The organism is Streptomyces sp. NPDC001002 (assembly GCF_053599215.1).
Window position 1 is genome coordinate 1 of sequence record NZ_JBSFLV010000284.1, and the last position, 3,844, is coordinate 3,844.

A 3,844-nucleotide genomic window follows, 5' to 3' on the forward strand; every position below is an offset into this window, starting at 1 on the left:
CCGTCGACGCGGGTGTCCCGGAGCCACGCCCGGCCTCGACGGCACGATGACCTTGGTCTCGTTCTCGTTCATGGATCCTCACGGCTGCTGCAAGGCGCACGCCCCACGATTCCGCGCACTGGGTTCGGCGCACTGGTTCGTCCATCGTTCATACGGCACTCACTCGCGCGAAGGCACCCGTTCGGGCCAGGTAGGAAGGGTCCTGGCGGCCTGTCAAACGATCTCAGGACGGATCTTCGTGATCGAATCGCGCGTTCGCCGCCGGCACCGCATCTTCCGCTTCTTCCTCGTCGGGGTCACCGGGTTCGTCGGCCCGACGCTGGCCGTCGGCGCCCTCACGGCGTCCCCGGCCCACGCGGCGGCGGCCGACGACATCCGGATCAACGAGGTGGTGACCACCGGGGACGTCAACGACTCGGTGGAGCTGTACAACAAGGGAACCGCCACGGTCGACCTCTCGGGCTGGATCCTCAAGGACGACAACAAGAGCTCGAAGTACGCGATAGCGTCCGGGACTTCGCTCGCCCCCGGCGCGTTCCGAGCCTTCGACGTCCATGACGCGTTCGGTCTCGGCTCCGACGACCAGGCCCGCCTCTACCTCCCGGACGGCAGCACGCTGGTCGACAGCTTCAGTTGGTCGGAGCACTCCGACCCGTCGTGGTCGCGCTGCCCCGACGGCACGGGTGCCTTCGGCTCCGCCGCCCTGACGCTCGGCGGCCCCAACGCCTGCGGCAGCGGCGGCATTTCACCGACGGCCTGGCCCGGCGGCAGCTCGATCGCGACCGCCGACGCCTCCAACGCGTTCGGCTCCGATCTGAGCGGCCTCTACCAGGAGGGGAACGTGCTGTGGGCGGCGCAGAACAGCGGCAAGCTCTGGCGTCTGGTGCCGAACGGCTCGACCGCGTGGAAGGCGGACACCACCAGCGGCTGGACCTCAGGCAAGTCCCTCCGTTTCCCGAGCGGTTCGGGCACGCCGGACAGTGAGGGCGTCACGCTGACCGGCGCCGGCGCCACAGGCGGCGCGTATGTCGCGAGCGAGCGCAACGGTGACTCGTCCGGCACCAGCCGGCTGTCCGTCCTGCGCTACGACGTGAGTTCCACAAGCACCACGCTCACGGCAACGAAGGAGTGGAACCTGACGTCCGACCTGCCGTCGGTCGGCTCCAACCTCGGACTTGAAGGCATCACTTGGATCCCCGACACCGCTCTGACGGCCGCCGGCTTCAAGGACTCCTCGACCGGCTCGGCCTATGACCCCACTCGCTACGGCGCCCACACCTCGGGCGTGTTCTTCGTCGGCGTCGAGGGCACCGGCACCATCTACGGGTACGTCCTCCAGGACTCGGGCACCTTCACCCGCGTCGCGACCGTCAGCAGCGGCATGGCCGGCGTCATGGAGCTGCAGTGGGAACCGCAGGCCTCCCGGCTCTGGGCCGTGTGCGACGACACCTGCGACGGCCAGCACCGGACGCTGAAGATCAACTCCTCCGGTGCCTTCGCCACCACGGCCATCTACAACCGCCCTTCGGGCATGGCCGACCTCAACAACGAGGGCTTCGCCGTGTCCGGCGCCGACGCCTGCTCCGGCGGCACCAAGCCCGTGTACTGGTCCGACGACAGCAACACGAGCGGCCACGCCCTGCGCAGGGGCACGATCACCTGCTGACGCCGGACCGTCGGACTCAGTGACCGTCGCAGCAACCGTCCCTGCGCATCAGCCGGCCCACCGTGAGCCAGTCGTCCGCGGCGGCCACGGTGCGCCGGGCAGACGGCTCGAAGGCGGCGACCAACTCCTCGGTGGAGTACGGCACTCCACCGCGCAGGACGGAGACCGTACGCACCAGGTCGGCGAAGTCCGTGAACGGGTCGCCGTCGACGACGGTCAGGTCGGCGAGCCTGCCCTCCTCGACCGTGCCGAGGTCGCGATCGAGGCCGAAGAGGCGGGCGGGCAGGACGGTCGCGGTGCGCAGGGCCTGGGCCGGGGAGAGGCCGCCGCGGTGCAGGGCGCGCAGGCCCAGGTGGAGGGAGAGGCCGACCGGGACGAGCGGCTGGTCCGTGCCGAGGGCGACGAGGCCACCGGCGGCCAGGACCCGCCGGTAGATGTCGGTCTCGGTGCGGAGGGTGGCGAGTTGGGCCGCCGTGGGCGGGATGCCGGCCGCCTGGGTCACGGCCGCCGAGTCCCACGGCGGCATCACCACGGTCACGCGCGGGTCGTCGGCGAGCGCGGGCTCCTCGCCGAGGAGAGGCGCGGCCGTGAACGGGGTCGCGATGAGCGAGAACCCGACACCGCGCGCGCTGTAGATCTCCACGACGTCCTGATAGGCACGGCCTGTCGCGGTGATGGCGTGCCCGAACTCGGCGCGCTGGGTGGCCTGCAGATGGGTCGTCACATCCTGGCCGAGCTGGACCCCGGGCGAGAGCAGGTGGCTGCCGGCCCGCACCCCGAGGCGTTCGTGGGCGAAGCGGGCGGCCTCCTCCATCACCCAACCCGGCGCGCGTACATAGGTTTTGACGAAGTCCCAGTCCAGGGACTCCCCCCGGTCCAGTGACCGGCGCAGGCCCTCTCGGGTTCGGTGGGCGCGGCCCATGCTGTACGCGACCCGTGCCCCGTCGAGGAGTTCGCCGGTGGTCAGCAGCCGGGGCCCGGCGAGGTGTCCGCCGAGCACCGCCTCGCGGATCCGGGCCTGTTCGTACGCGAACCCGCCGAGGGAGACGGCTGTGGTGATGCCGTAGGTGAGCTGGCCGACGGTCTGGCGTCCGCCGTAGGTGCTCTGCCAGGGGTGGGTGTGGGTGTCCCACAGTCCCGGGATGACGGTTCCGGTCGAGGCGTCGACCTTGCGCAGGGCGGCCGACCGTCCCGCCTTGTGCGCCTCCACCGCCGCGATGCGTCCGCCGCGCACCAGGATGTCGACGTCGTCGCGGGTCCCCTCGCCGGTGCCGTCCCACAGGCGTCCGGCGTGCACGACGACGTCGGCGGGGGTGGGCCTGGTGGTGTCGAGCGGGATGCGGACCGTACGGGCGGTGCCGCCGGTGAGGGCGAGCAGCCGCAGTCGGCTGCCGGAGAGATAGAGGAGGGTGGCGGAGTCGCCGGACCAGGAGGGGTGGTCGGCCGGCTCGGTGGTGAGGGTGCGCAGCTCGCCGTCCGGGGTGCCGTCGGCGGCCACGGGCAACAGGCACAGCGCCGACTCGACGATCACCGCCATCCAGCGGCCGTCGGGCGACCAGACCGGTCCGGAGTCGTACCGGTCGGCGATCGACGTATGGGGCGCGACCGTGTGGAGGCGGTCGGTGCCGGTCGTGGTGTCGACGACCCGGATGACGTTGTAGCCCTCCCGGAAGCGGGAGTTGAGGCGGTTGCGGTCGCAGAGTGCGAGATACCGCCCGTCCGGCGACCAGCTGGGCCGACCTGGCTGTCCGCCCCCGCCGAGCGCCGTGACCAGGACGCGTTCCTCGCCGGAGGCCAGGTCGCGGACGATCAGCCGTCCGGTCAGGTCGAGACAGGCCAGCCGCCGCCCGTCGGGCGACAGCGCCGGGAACGTCCGGCCGCCGGTCGCGAGCGCGGTCTCCGCTCCGGTGGCGAGATCGTGCCGGTACACACCGAGGAGTCCGTCACGGTCGTCGACGTAGACGAGCGACTTCCCGTCACGCGCCCAAGTGGGCCCGAGCAGATAACGGGTTGAGGACGCGGCATGCAGTCGGCGGGGCGGCAACCCGCCCGAACTCGTGCCCAACCACAGCGAGTTGAGGGCCGCGAAGGCGATCTGGCGGCCGTCGGGCGACAGGGCGGGGAGATGAAGGGCGCGGACCGGTCGAGTGCGGGCCTCCCCCAGGTCGTACGCCTTCG

At 71.6% G+C, this 3,844-nt stretch carries 2 protein-coding genes; one reads left to right on the forward strand and one right to left on the reverse strand.

Going from position 1 to position 3,844, the window contains the following annotated elements:
* The first annotated feature begins 238 nt into the window (after positions 1 to 238).
* Entirely contained in the window at positions 239 to 1,666 is a 1,428-nt protein-coding gene (locus ACWDR3_RS47380) for a lamin tail domain-containing protein (RefSeq protein WP_450358890.1), read from the forward strand.
* Between the two features lie 16 nt (positions 1,667 to 1,682).
* On the opposite strand, the gene ACWDR3_RS47385 is transcribed toward ACWDR3_RS47380, so the two are convergent.
* A partial coding sequence (locus ACWDR3_RS47385; RefSeq protein ID WP_450358891.1) for an amidohydrolase family protein occupies positions 1,683 to 3,844 on the reverse strand: 2,162 nt, incomplete at its 5' end.